Origin of the sequence: Thermovirga sp. (assembly GCF_017656375.1) — a bacterium.
GTDB lineage: Bacteria > Synergistota > Synergistia > Synergistales > Thermovirgaceae > Thermovirga.
In genome coordinates this window covers 1-11,233 of record NZ_JACDOB010000035.1, presented here as the reverse complement: position 1 = coordinate 11,233, position 11,233 = coordinate 1, and the positions used below count along the sequence as shown (strand labels likewise).

Sequence of the window (11,233 nt, the reverse complement as noted above, 5' to 3'; positions counted from 1 at the left end):
CAATGAGCAAAAAGAAGCATGGCGGGATTTTTTGGTAGATTTTGCAGAAGTTTGTGATAATGATGATCTTAGAGAGGCCCTTAAGGAGCCCGTCTCAAACTTGTTGGAAGTTATAGGTGAAGGAAAGCTTTCAGATGGTTTGTTGTTTTTAAGCAACGAAATTGAGCAATTCCCAGTAATTGAAATTTATAGGGTAATAGTTGAGCTTTTAGAGGAAAAGCGAATGGAAGCAGAGAACAAAATTGCTGAACTTAGGGATGTTCTTTCTGAACTTTCAACGCCAGTGGTTCACTTGTGGAAAGATGTGCTTTTGGCTCCTATTATAGGGACTCTGGATAGCCAAAGAGCGCAGAGCATGTCGGAGAAGGTTCTAAATGCTGTTTCTGAAACAGGGGCAAAGCTGGTGATTGTAGACGTAACAGGTGTGCCCTTGATAGATACAATAGTTGGGGAGTTTTTAATAGAAATGTTCTCTGCGGTGAAACTCTTAGGAGGAGATGTCATCCTCACAGGCATAAAACCTGAAATTGCTCATACCCTCGTTAAGTTAGGCATAGACTTCGATATGGTAAATATAAAAAGGGACCTTGAAAGCGCTCTGAAATATGCAATGGAGGGCTCTGCTGCGGGGAAATCCCTAGGTTAAGAGGTGGTAAAGATGTCGGATAAAGTCGTCCCGATTATAAAGCTTTATGATTACCTTATAGTGCCTATACAAATAGAATTGGACGATATAACAGTAGAGAAGCTTCAAATGCAGCTTTTGAACGAGATAAGCGCAAAGAAAGCCCGTGGAGTAATTCTTGACGTGAGTATGGTTGACGTAATTGACAGTTATATATCGTATGTGCTTTCTGAAACGGCAGCTATGGCCAAGGCTATGGGGTGCCATACTGTTATATGCAAGATCCAGCCCAATGTCGCATTGACCCTTGCCCAGATGGGCATAAAGCTTGAGAACGTTTATACAGCCAACAGCCTTGAAAGCGCATTGGAGATATTGAATCAGCTTGATTAGAAGCTGTATTTTGATTGTGGAGTGGTGGGGCTAGGATGATAAAAGTCAAAAACATAAATGATTTTTCCGTTGATACTGAAGATTATGACTTGGTTTTAAAAATAAGACAAGAGGCTGATATAGCTGTTGCAAGGCAAATGGTTAAGGACTTTGCGAAGAAAAATGGTTTTTCGCTTGCTGATGTTACCAAAATAGCTACAGTTGTATCTGAGCTTTCTCGGAATATTCAAAGGTATGCAAAAAAAGGTTATATCTGCGCAAGGAAGAAACACGGGAAAGACGGTAATGTCCTTCTGGAAGTTTTAGCGTACGATAATGGGCCAGGCATAAAGGATGTGGAGCTCGCTGTTACCGGAGGTTACACTACTAGCCAGAGGAGTTTGGGGTTGGGGCTTTCTGGAGTAAGAAGGCTCATGGATACCTTTAAGATAATCTCTGAAGAGGGCAAGGGTACCATTGTGATAACGGAAATACGGAGGCGTACGTTTTGAGCGATCGGTTCATGATAGAGATAAAAGAGGAGGCAGACCTATTCATATTAGAATATAAGTTAAATAAGCACCTTCAGAAGTATTTCCCAGATATCGTTTCATCAGCTGTTGTCGTGTTAGTAGCGAAAGAACTTGCCACCAATATATTAAAATATGGTGGGGCTGGTTTTGTCTCTTTAGAGAGAGAGGGAAACAAACTTAAGCTTATTGCAGAGGATGAGGGAAAAGAAAATCTCGATCATATGGCGAAAGGGGCCAAGAAGGGGCTTGGTCTTGGACTCAGCGTTGCGAGACGGAATTGTGACTACATTGAGATAAAACGCAAGGTAGACGGAGGCACGCTAGTTGAGGCCGTATTTAGCCAGTCTAGGCATAGTAATGACAAAATGCTGCTTGATATAGGAATAGCCACTAGACCTCACTATCTGGAAGAGGAAAATGGCGACGTTTGTTTTTTCAAGGAACTAAACGGTAAATATTTGCTTTTTGTAGGAGATGTGCTTGGGCATGGGCATAAGGCGGGAATAGTGGCGGAAAAAATAAAGGCATATCTGGCAGAATGTGATTATGATGATTTGCAATCTATCTATTATGGTTTAGAGGATAGGCTGGGTAACGATCGAGGGTGTGCGGCTTTCTTGGGGTTTCTTTCGAAAAATTTGTTGGAGTATGTGAATATTGGAAATATAAAAGGGTGGATAATGAATGCTTTCTCTGTGAGGAGTTTAAGCAACCAAAGTGGTATCGTCGGTAGGATGACGGTAAACGTTAAGACATTTACTGAGGTTTTACCAGCAGGGTTCGTGTTAATGGTGTGTACAGATGGTATAAAAAGAAGATTTTCCCAGCCTAGTGAAATAAAAGCTCTGAAGAATATGAACGCTTCAAAGGTGGCTCGGAAGATTATGGAAGAGTATGGCATCAAAAATGATGATGCAAGCGTATTTGTGGCCATGGATAGGGGGATGAAATTTTGAAAAATTCAAAGGATCTCAGCATTTTTACAGATGAATATAAAAAGCACCTGTCCAAATATGTTTTAAGTGGAGGGGATGACGAAGTACTATATGAGGCATATCAGCAGTTGATAGTGTTTTTGGATGAGTCCACAGCACAGGCAGCTAACCTGCTTGATATTCACAGCAGGGCTTTAAGAGATATATTAGGTGTAAAAAACGATAACGATATGGTTCAGTGGATTTACATACAGAGAGCTACGGAATTCTTACTTCAAATTTTGATAGCGACAGACGCTTTGCTTTTATCCTTGAGGGAGAATATTGAAAGGGATCCTCTTACAGGGGTTTACAATAGGATAGGGATAGATAGGATCCTTTCGAAAATGTGGAAGGCTTCCGCAGAGAAAAATGTACCGCTTACTGTAGCAATGGTGGATATAGATGATTTCAAATTAGTTAATGATACATATGGCCATGTAGTAGGAGACGAGCTTTTGCAGGAGATAAGCAGTCTTATTAAGAGGAGTTTGAGAGAAGGGGACGCAGTTTTGAGGTTCGGTGGAGAAGAGTTTTTGATATTGCTGCCTAAGGCTGATACGGAAGGGGCTAAAATTCCTCTGGAGCGGATAAGAGGGCAAATAGAAAATAGAGTTTTTACCAAGAAAAATATAAAAGTGACGATAAGCGTTGGCGCTGCTTCCTATCCAGATGATAGGCCTTTGTCTCCAGAGGAGTTGATAGAGTTTGCAGATAAGGCTTTATACCAGGCAAAAGAAAGAGGGAAAAACGTAATAGTCTTTTATGGGGAGTTGAGCGAGCCTTATAAATAATAATCATTTATGATTTGCCTATAGTAGCTTTTGCGGCAATGCTCAAGAGGTATGAAAATCCTGCAACAAGTATTATGGACGCACCAGATGTAAGGTTGAGCCTATAGGAGAGCCAAAGCCCGATTAGTGTGAATACGGCTCCCAGAAAAGAGGCCATTATCATCATTTTCTTCAAGCTTCTAGCAAATTGGCTGCTGATTGCTGCTGGCATGGTCAGAAGAGCTATAACCATGATAAGTCCTACTATGCGCATCATCATGACGACGGTGAGAGCGGTCATGGATACTAGCAAGGTATGGAGCATCCCTATAGGAAGGTTCTGCACTATGGAGAACGTTTCGTCGAAAGAAAGGGCCACCAATTCCTTATAAAAAAGCCATACGAAGAAAATTATTGTTCCATCCAGAGCCAAAAGCAGCCAAAGGTCGCTTCGAGGCACTGTCAGGATGCTTCCGAAAAGGTAGCTCATCAGGTTGGCTTTGTAGCCTCCCGAAAGGTCTATCAGTATTATCCCAATTGCCATTCCTATTGCCCAGAGAGCTCCAATAAGGGTATCTGCCCGTTCCTTTGACCTTCTTTGGATAGCGCTCATGCCTACAGCTGCGCCTAAGCTGAACAGCGTTGCGCCAAGAACTGGATTGAAGCCGAAAAAGTAGCCTAGCCCTATCCCGCCGTATGCAGCATGGGCGATGCTGCCGCTTAGAAAAACTATGCGCTTTGTCACCACGAAGGTGCCTATTACTCCACAGGCTATGCTTATCAAAAGTCCCGCTAGGGCGGCATTTCTCATGAAGTCAAATTGAAGGGCTTCTAACATTAGCTTTTCACCTCTCTGTCTCTTTTGGGTAGGACTCTATGGGGGATCCCATGGGCTATTAGATCCACAGGGCAGTGATAGGATGCGTCTATCATCTCCTGGGTGAGGACTTTATCTTCATAGTAATATAGCTTTTTGTTGAGGCATCCCACAGATTTTACATAGGAAGATATAGCGCCAATGTCGTGGGTTACCATCAATATGGTAATGGTCTTGTTGAGCTCCTTAAGAAGTTCGTAAATTACTGTGCTCGTGGAAGGGTCCACGCTGGCAAGGGGCTCATCTAAGAGCAAGATCTGGGGTTCCTTGGCCAATGCCCTTGCGATGTACACTCGCTGCCTCTGTCCCAAGGAAATTTCTCCTATGGGCTTGTTTGCGACATTACTCAATTTGACCATATCTAGAGCCTGTAACGCTTTTTCTCTATCCTCTTTTGTGTAGGATCGCATCATGTTTTCCCTTTGTATGCGTCCCATCAACACGACCTCCAGGACACTAATGGGGAAGTTCCGGTCCATTACTGTTTCTTGAGGTACCCAACCTATGAATTTTCTTCCGTCCTTGGGGGGGAATCCCATGATTTTCACTTCCCCCCTTTGTGGGGATATGAGGCCAAGAATAACTTTAAGGAGGGTGGTTTTTCCCCCGCCATTGGGCCCTATTATGGCCACGAAGTCAGTTTTTTTGACAGATAAGTTTACGTCCTCTATTACGTTGTTGTTCCCATATCCTGCCCATACGTTTTTGAGAGAGATGACTTCCTGTTGCAGCTTTGAAGATTCCTGCTTCATGGGACTATTCACCTCGGTCCTATTTATCTGATAGAGCTTCTGCAAGTACGTTGGCAACGTTAAGCAAGTTGTTGTGCCAATCGGGGCTTAAGGGACTAATGGGTACAACCTTGCAGCCTATCTCTTTGGCTATGATTTCAGCGGATCGGGCATTGAACTCTGGTTGGGTGAGAATGATCTTTATACCCTCTTTCTTAGCTAAATCGATAATTTTAGCAAGCTCCGATGCGCTTGGCTCATTGCCTTCTACCTCTATGGGGATCATCGTTAGATTGTAGTCTTTCGCGAAATATCCCCATGAGGGATGAAAAACCAAAAATTTTCGTCCCTTTGCCGGTAAGAGAAGGTGCCGTATCTGCTCATCCAGCAGGTTCAGTTCAGCAAGGAAATCTTCAAGGTTGTGGCGATATTTTTTTTGGTTGGCAGGATCCAGTGAAATCAATGCATTGTAAATATTTTTGGCCTGGATTTTTACGAGCCTTGGGGACAGCCATATATGGGGATCTAGCTCTTCTGTGTTGGGATGTTTAGTGGACTCCTCCGAGTTTTTTCGTAATGTCAGGTTGTGTATGGAAACAGCAGGCATTTTGGTGATGCCTGCGGTAGTGTCAACGATCATCATGCCTTTGTTTATGTCTGAAAAACGTTTAAGCCATGTCTTTTCGAAAGGCACACCTATAGCCATGTAGGCAGACGCTTTACTTAAAGATACAAGTTGTGATGGTTTAGGTTCGTACGTTGCAGGGTTTGCCCCTGGTGGGACCATTATTTCTACGCGGAAATCGTCTTTGGCGACTTGTTGGATAAAATACTTTTGCGGCAGAATGCTTGCCGCGATAAGAGGCTTGTCATCTTCTGCCCACGTTGGGGACACCAGAAGAAGGTTTGCGATCATTATTATTGAGAACAAAACTGTGAATTGTAGAAAGTTTAGCCTCATGGTTTCCTCCTTTTTGGCGACCTAGGTTATTTTTGTAAAGATTTCTTCATGCACGATGGGCAGATGCCGAAAAGTTCAAGATTGTGCCGTTCTATGCAAAAGCCCGTTTTTTCCTCTACTGCCCTAATAGTGTCTTCCATCCCGGTACATTCAAACTCGACTACTTTTTTGCATATGATGCACTGAACGTGGTGGCTTTCGGCTGCCAAAACTGACGATACGTATCCCATGGAACCATCTTTCGTTTGAAAAAGTTTTATAAGTCCGGCTTTTTCCATAACGGCGAGGGTCCGGTATACCGTTACCAATCCCAGGCTGGGACACATCTTCTTTGCCCTGTTCATTATCTGAGGTATAGATAGCGGTTCAGCTGCTGAGGCTATAGTTTCCCATATGGCTTTCCTGGCTTTGGTTAGCTTTAAATTGGCTTTTGATAGCCTTTCGTTCAGCACGTCTACCCTTTCCATGATTCCTCCAAATGAAAAATTTTTTCAATTAGATGGCCATTATTATAGCACAAGTGACGCAAAGGAGTGCAACAAAAGAATGAATTATTAGAAAATATCAGAAAATAGCAGTATATATTGACATTAGCCAACAATACTATATAATCTGTGCCGGCAAGAAAAACCGTGCTGGGTATAACTAAAGGTACGAACAGGCAGGAGGAATTGTTTGATGGGAGTTCACAATAAAAAGGTTAGGGGTTCGTCGGAGGTTTTGGGGTTTGCCGCTTTTGCTGCTTCTGGTATCACTGGAATAACTTTTGGAATAGCGCAGCTTTTGGTTCAATATCTCTAAGTTGTCGAAATTCAGCTTTTTAAAATAAATGTGCGAGTATGCCTCTTTTTATGGCAGACTCGCACATTTTGTTTTTATGGTGGGTAGCAGGTTTTTACGGAATAGCTTTGTTTATGTAATTGACCAATGAAACAAAGTCGAAGACAGGACGTCCTGTGGCTGCCCTTATGGGTTCGGCAAAGGGTGGCAGGTCTGTACATTCTAGGACGAAAGCCCCGATTTTAGGATTTTCACTTACGGCCTTCAAAGCGGTAGATACCACCTCGCTTCGGATTACTTCCAGGTCTACGTCTTCGTCTGGAGCGATGAATATTTTGTTCCATTCGGGGCACTCCTCCATGCCGAAGATTTCGACGGGCATTTCGGGAGTTATTCCCACGGCCTCAAGGTGTTCGTTCCGCAGCGCTGCCTTTTTGGCCGTTATTACCCCGATGTGCTTGTTGCGCCCCAGGATGTGGTGGACCATTGGAACCTGAAGCAAGCTGGAGGTGAAGACCGGGACGTCTAGAGCATCTGCCAGCTCCTTCTGGAATATGGCGTTGAACCCGCAGCTTGTCGTTATGGCTTTGACGCCTTCCGCTGCCATTTTTTGTGCTTCTTCTATCATTCGGGCCATAACTTCCCTGGAGGGTGCTTCCAGTATGGTGTGGACGTTAGCGCCCTTTACCCTGCAGAACATCACGGGAAAGTCGTAAGTTTCAGGGTTTGTACTGTTTCCCTTGAGGGTTTCAAGCTGTTCTAGGCCCCTTGGCGCTTGTCCAGCTTCCCAACAAAGTATTCCTATTCGTGCGCCTTTTGCTGTAATGCTCATTAAAGCTCCTCCTCAATCACTAAACGCTTATGTTGCCTATTACGGCAAAGATTATTGCGGCCAGGGTTCCGGCGGCCACAGCGTAAGGCAGCTGAGTGGCGACGTGGTCCATGTGGTCTGAGCCAGCTCCGAAGGATGAAAGGCATGTTGTATCTGAAACCGGGGAGCAGTGGTCGCCGAAAAGTCCTCCACCTACTACGGCTCCTACAGTTGCCAGAACGAGGCTGTTGACATCTCCACCGGAGAGGTTCATGGCTATGGGGAGGACAAATGGTGTCAAGATGGCGTAGGTTCCCCAGGATGTCCCGGTGAAAAAGGAGATCATGGCACCAGTTATAAATGTGACGAGGGGCAATAGGCCGCTGCTCATCCAGCCTTCAGTCAAGGATATGATGTACTGCTGGGCTCCCAGCGTCTTTGAGATAGTGTTGATGCAGTATGCCAGGGCGAGTATCAGTATTGCCGGAATGACTGCTTTTATTCCCTTTACGGCCACGTCCATGCCGTCTTTGATGCCCTTAAAGTAGCCTCCAATGGCCATTGCTACGGCCTGATACATAACTGCTGCGAAGAAGGCCTCAAGGATTTTAGTGCTTCCAAAGGCAATGAAAGTGCCTATCGCTATAGATATTACTATTAGTACGGGCACAACGAGGTAGACGAAGAGGTTGGACTTTTTGCCTTCCAGGGGCTTTATCATTTCCATCTCTTCGCCCGTCAGTGGGGTAGCTCCATCTCGCAGCACCTTACCCTCGTTTTGGGCTCGCAATTCTGCCTTTTTCATGGGGCCAAAGTTTGGGATCAGCTGGAAGCCAATTAAACCAGCCAAAATCACCGCGAACCAGCCGTAGAAGTTATAAGGTATGGATTTGATGAAGACAGCCATGCCTTCGTTCACGTCCTGGATGGGGCCGTAGCCTTTCAAGAGCCCAGCGATGTAGACTGCCCAGCCGGTAAGTGGGACAAGGGTACACACTGGAGCGCTGCCAGAGTCCAAAAGGTAAGCAAGCATCTCGCGGGAAACCTTATATTTGTCAGTTAGGGGCCTTGCGATCGGTCCGCTGAATAGGGGGCTGAAGTAGTCGCTGAAAAAGATGAATATGCCTAGAAGCCAACCAAAGCCAGATGCTGCCCGGCGAGTCTTTATCTTAGTGCTTGCCCACTCTGCGAAGGAGGCTATTACGCCAGCCCTCAGGTAGAAAGCAACCATTATCCCTACCGCTATTTCGATCATAACTACCCAAATGAAATCTCCATTGCCCAGAGCCTTTTGGAAGAGCTTAGATAACCCTGTTGCGGGGTCAAAGCCGGCTATTACTACACCTACGATACAACCTATGAGAAGCGAGAACACCGCGTCCTTTGTCCTGAAGGCCAAAATAAGGGCCAGTATTACTGGGACCAAAGAGAGAGCACCTTTTGCAGCAATATCTCCCATGAAACACAACTCCTTTCTCTTGCTCTTGTAGTTTGTTGCTTTTGGGAAGCAGTTTTAGTTTTTGTACAGAGTATCACCTCCTAGGCATCCAGCCGGCCATCCCAATGTTCTTCACTGGAAGTGAAGACTATGTCTCTTGCGGCTAGCTCCGAAATGAACGGCTGGAATGGAACTTGTATGGGGCTTAAGACCCCTTTTTCGCTTATCTTCCCGTCGAGTATCATCTGGGCCCCTATGGAGACGGTGAACCCAACAGTTCGCTGCATGGATGTAAACCCTGTCTTCAGGTCTCGTTTGTCAATTATCTGGTTGATCACTCGGACGGGCTTTCCTTCTTTGTAGCCTCTTGCATCAATACGTATCAATGCTACGTCTCTTTCGTCGTCCTCGTAGAAGAACTGTTTTTGCGAACCCAGAAGGCTAGCGCAAAATTCAACGGGAGACACCGAAACGTTGCCACATTTGATGGGTTCCTCGTTCAGAAAGCCGCACTTGGCCATCCTGCTCCAGAACGCACCGTGCCCAGGCCAGCGGCAAATGTACCTGCCCATGCTCTTTACGGTCTTTTCCACGCCAAACAGCTTGGCGTAAGCTGTCGAGTCGCCGTTAGGGAAACACTCCAGGGAACCTCCTAATTCTGGAACTTCAAGGAGGTGGGTATGTTCTGGCATGAACATGTTATCGGCAGGCACGTCGACGACTTGCGAGTCCTTTATGTATCGTGCGGGCCTCAGGTAGGATCGCATTACCCCTATTATGGACCAGGTGAACTTGTAGCTCAGGGGATTTTTGTCTGCCACTTCCTTTTCAGGGAATCCCGCTCCGTAGGAGTGTAGGGCTTCCACGACCTCCAGTTTGCCTAGGGCGTTTTGGGTTAAGACCAGGTCTATTCCCGGGTCCATGCCAAACTCTTGAAGGATAGTTATCCCCTTGGAGAAGGCTTCCTGGTGAATTTGTTCCAGCTCTCTTTTCTGGGCCTGCCTCTTTTCGGGGTTCTGCTCTCCCGGGTTGACGAAGTACATGGAGCTTACCAGGCTAACTCCTACTTGGGCTGCGAGCCTCGCAACGGGGAGGGCGAATAAACCCGGAAGGAGCTCCATTACTACGTCGGCCTTTTTCATCAGCTCCGCCATGGATTTATGGTCAGAGGCGTCAAGTACGACGGCCTCAACCTTTTCAAATCCTGGGGTCTTGGGGACTTCAAGAACCTGAGGGGATGCATCGGCCAAGATTACCTTGGAGACTAGTGGGCTTTTCACTATATCGTAAAGTGCGGCTTTGCCCTGCATCCCGTAACCTAGCTGTAGCACTGTCTTCATCGGCATAAGCAACCACTCCTTGCTTTATGGATTCATCGTTGAATTCATAGATAAATTCGATGATGTTTGTATCATGGTAAAGAGGACAAGTCAACTTTGTGTTAAAAAGTACTAGCGGTACCCTCCACTAAAGTGGAGGGTACCGCTAGCTAGTAGGGACTGGTTATAAAGGAGTGGAAACTTCAATACTTCAAGAGAAGGTTTTCATAGGTCCATTGAATATGCTCTTCCATCAGTTGAGCGGCTCTTTTGGGGTCTTTTTCGGTTATGGCCTTTATTATCGCAGCATGCTGCATGGGTGTTTTTTGGGGCACGGAAAATTCCTTGCCCTTGTAAAAGCTGTCGAAGTAGAACACGTAGACGTTGGACCGCCAGAAGATGTTTCTTACCCACTTTTCCAGGTATTGATTATGGGAGGCCTTGGCTATCCCCAGATGGAATTCCTCGTTTGCGCTTGAGTAGGTGTCCTTGCTGCGGGACGCCAAAGCCTCTTTGTCTTTGGAGACTATTTCCTGGAGCTGTTGCAACTCTTTTTCTGAGGCGTGAATGGCAGCGCCGGCTGCAGCTTGGCTTTCCACCGCCTTGCGGGCGAAGAACACTTGCTCTGCGTCCTCTGGAGTGGGTAGGGGTATGTAGCATCCCTTCTTGGGCATCTTGTTTAAGAACCCTTCGCTGACCAGCATGGTGAGGGCCTTCCCCACGGGAGTGCGGCTCATGCCCAGTTTTTCGGCTATTTCGGTCTCCAGGAGAAAATCTCCTGGCCGGAACTGGCCGGTAAGGATAAGGTTGATGATTGAGCGATATGCCCTCTTTTCTGCGCTTATTGTCACGATAAGCTCCTTCTTTCTAATGTATTCATTAATGTTCCTGCCAAAACATGATATCACATGCTGCCTAGTATAGGTATTGTTCTGGAATGGACTTGGGCATTGTCACATCGAAGGTAAAATCCTTGCCTCCTCGGATGACGGTTACGGGTATGGTTATACCGAGGTTTTCCTGAAGCACTAGCTTGAAA

General features: G+C 45.8%; 14 protein-coding genes. 6 read left to right on the top strand and 8 right to left on the bottom strand.

Annotated elements, in window-relative coordinates; all coding sequences use genetic code 11:
- The 5 genes from H0Z23_RS07805 to H0Z23_RS07785 all read left to right on the top strand — a co-directional run.
- A partial coding sequence (locus tag H0Z23_RS07805) for an STAS domain-containing protein (protein WP_296868881.1) occupies window positions 1–646 on the top strand: 646 nt, incomplete at its 5' end.
- Between the two features lie 12 nt (window positions 647–658).
- Window positions 659–1,018: an STAS domain-containing protein gene (locus tag H0Z23_RS07800; RefSeq protein WP_296868880.1), complete on the top strand. Its 360-nt coding sequence runs from the start codon at window positions 659–661 to the stop codon at window positions 1,016–1,018.
- Between the two features lie 35 nt (window positions 1,019–1,053).
- Window positions 1,054–1,509, top strand: a complete 456-nt coding sequence (locus tag H0Z23_RS07795; protein ID WP_296868879.1) for an anti-sigma regulatory factor — start codon at window positions 1,054–1,056, stop codon at window positions 1,507–1,509.
- Window positions 1,506–2,486, top strand: a complete 981-nt coding sequence (locus H0Z23_RS07790) for a SpoIIE family protein phosphatase (RefSeq protein WP_296868878.1) — start codon at window positions 1,506–1,508, stop codon at window positions 2,484–2,486. Before H0Z23_RS07795 ends, H0Z23_RS07790 begins: the two co-directional genes overlap by 4 nt.
- The gene (locus tag H0Z23_RS07785; RefSeq protein ID WP_296868877.1) at window positions 2,483–3,298 is read left to right on the top strand and encodes a GGDEF domain-containing protein; all 816 of its coding nucleotides are present in this window, start codon (window positions 2,483–2,485) and stop codon (window positions 3,296–3,298) included. Before H0Z23_RS07790 ends, H0Z23_RS07785 begins: the two co-directional genes overlap by 4 nt.
- A gap of 7 nt (window positions 3,299–3,305) precedes the next feature.
- Here H0Z23_RS07785 and H0Z23_RS07780 read toward each other — a convergent pair whose 3' ends face one another.
- The 4 genes from H0Z23_RS07780 to H0Z23_RS07765 are packed head-to-tail and all read right to left on the bottom strand — an operon-like array spanning window position 3,306 to window position 6,313.
- On the bottom strand, window positions 3,306–4,115 hold the full coding sequence (locus H0Z23_RS07780; RefSeq protein WP_296868876.1) for a metal ABC transporter permease: 810 nt from the start codon (window positions 4,113–4,115) through the stop codon (window positions 3,306–3,308).
- Window positions 4,115–4,906 carry an ABC transporter ATP-binding protein gene (locus tag H0Z23_RS07775; RefSeq protein ID WP_296868875.1) on the bottom strand — a complete coding sequence of 264 codons (792 nt, stop codon included), beginning with the start codon at window positions 4,904–4,906 and terminating at the stop codon, window positions 4,115–4,117. The genes H0Z23_RS07780 and H0Z23_RS07775 overlap by 1 nt, the downstream gene beginning before the upstream one ends.
- 19 nt (window positions 4,907–4,925) lie before the next feature.
- Window positions 4,926–5,846 (bottom strand): zinc ABC transporter substrate-binding protein, encoded by a 921-nt coding sequence (locus tag H0Z23_RS07770; RefSeq protein ID WP_296868874.1) that lies wholly within the window; start codon window positions 5,844–5,846, stop codon window positions 4,926–4,928.
- Window positions 5,847–5,872: 26 nt separating this feature from the next.
- A complete protein-coding gene (locus H0Z23_RS07765) occupies window positions 5,873–6,313 on the bottom strand; it encodes a Fur family transcriptional regulator (RefSeq protein ID WP_296868873.1) in 441 nt (146 codons plus the stop codon).
- Between the two features lie 211 nt (window positions 6,314–6,524).
- Here H0Z23_RS07765 and H0Z23_RS07760 point away from each other — a divergent pair, with 211 nt between their 5' ends.
- A complete protein-coding gene (locus H0Z23_RS07760; protein WP_296868872.1) occupies window positions 6,525–6,647 on the top strand; it encodes a hypothetical protein in 123 nt (40 codons plus the stop codon).
- Between the two features lie 94 nt (window positions 6,648–6,741).
- Here the strand turns inward: H0Z23_RS07760 and H0Z23_RS07755 are convergent, their stop codons facing one another.
- The 4 genes from H0Z23_RS07755 to H0Z23_RS07740 all read right to left on the bottom strand — a co-directional run bounded on the left by H0Z23_RS07755 (window position 6,742) and on the right by H0Z23_RS07740 (window position 11,045).
- Complete coding sequence (locus H0Z23_RS07755) at window positions 6,742–7,458, bottom strand: aspartate/glutamate racemase family protein (RefSeq protein ID WP_296868871.1); 717 nt, start codon at window positions 7,456–7,458, stop codon at window positions 6,742–6,744.
- A 19-nt stretch (window positions 7,459–7,477) separates the two neighbouring features.
- Window positions 7,478–8,896, bottom strand: coding sequence for a Na+/H+ antiporter NhaC family protein (locus tag H0Z23_RS07750; RefSeq protein WP_296868870.1), 1,419 nt, complete (start codon window positions 8,894–8,896; stop codon window positions 7,478–7,480).
- An 80-nt stretch (window positions 8,897–8,976) separates the two neighbouring features.
- Window positions 8,977–10,221, bottom strand: coding sequence for a saccharopine dehydrogenase family protein (locus H0Z23_RS07745; RefSeq protein WP_296868869.1), 1,245 nt, complete (start codon window positions 10,219–10,221; stop codon window positions 8,977–8,979).
- 176 nt (window positions 10,222–10,397) lie between these two features.
- A complete protein-coding gene (locus tag H0Z23_RS07740; RefSeq protein ID WP_296868868.1) occupies window positions 10,398–11,045 on the bottom strand; it encodes a GntR family transcriptional regulator in 648 nt (215 codons plus the stop codon).
- Window positions 11,046–11,233: the final 188 nt, after the last annotated feature.

Excerpts from the sequence above, each read along its gene's own strand:
- H0Z23_RS07800 (WP_296868880.1), top strand. The coding sequence starts at position 659 with ATGTCGGATAAAGTCGTCCCGATTATAAAGCTTTATGATTACCTTATA.
- H0Z23_RS07795 (WP_296868879.1), top strand. The coding sequence starts at position 1,054 with ATGATAAAAGTCAAAAACATAAATGATTTTTCCGTTGATACTGAAGAT.
- H0Z23_RS07780 (WP_296868876.1), bottom strand. The coding sequence starts at position 4,115 with ATGTTAGAAGCCCTTCAATTTGACTTCATGAGAAATGCCGCCCTAGCG.
- H0Z23_RS07775 (WP_296868875.1), bottom strand. The coding sequence starts at position 4,906 with ATGAAGCAGGAATCTTCAAAGCTGCAACAGGAAGTCATCTCTCTCAAA.
- H0Z23_RS07770 (WP_296868874.1), bottom strand. The coding sequence starts at position 5,846 with ATGAGGCTAAACTTTCTACAATTCACAGTTTTGTTCTCAATAATAATG.
- H0Z23_RS07765 (WP_296868873.1), bottom strand. The coding sequence starts at position 6,313 with ATGGAAAGGGTAGACGTGCTGAACGAAAGGCTATCAAAAGCCAATTTA.
- H0Z23_RS07760 (WP_296868872.1), top strand. The coding sequence starts at position 6,525 with ATGGGAGTTCACAATAAAAAGGTTAGGGGTTCGTCGGAGGTTTTGGGG.
- H0Z23_RS07755 (WP_296868871.1), bottom strand. The coding sequence starts at position 7,458 with ATGAGCATTACAGCAAAAGGCGCACGAATAGGAATACTTTGTTGGGAA.
- H0Z23_RS07750 (WP_296868870.1), bottom strand. The coding sequence starts at position 8,896 with ATGGGAGATATTGCTGCAAAAGGTGCTCTCTCTTTGGTCCCAGTAATA.
- H0Z23_RS07745 (WP_296868869.1), bottom strand. The coding sequence starts at position 10,221 with ATGCCGATGAAGACAGTGCTACAGCTAGGTTACGGGATGCAGGGCAAA.